The sequence below is a fragment of the Lysinibacillus sp. RU7 genome (assembly GCF_057837305.1).
In genome coordinates this window covers 1-248 of sequence record NZ_JBYQFK010000234.1, presented here as the reverse complement: position 1 = coordinate 248, position 248 = coordinate 1, and the positions used below count along the sequence as shown (strand labels likewise).

The following is a 248-nucleotide window of genomic DNA, read 5'->3' as shown; positions in this document are numbered from 1 at the left end:
AATGAATCTATAATTTTGCAATCCGATAAACGTTTTCGCGCCGACGATATTCCACTTGTGCAGCGAAACCCACGCCGTAAAGAACATCGGGAATACGCCGAACACGGCAAAAAGAATGAAGAACGGCGAAATGTACAAATACGCATTCAGGTGGTCTCTGATTCGCTGATTTAATCTCCGGTTCAGCGGCTTGGCCAGCATTGGATTGCCTCCCGTCGGAATAAAGTTTTCCCGTTTACACGCGTGCC

At 47.6% G+C, this 248-nt stretch carries 1 pseudogene; it reads right to left on the bottom strand.

Annotation, left to right across the window (positions count from 1 at the left end):
- Window positions 1-201 (bottom strand): annotated as a pseudogene (locus AC3II9_RS22230) (sugar ABC transporter permease); the annotation flags it as partial.
- Window positions 202-248: the final 47 nt, after the last annotated feature.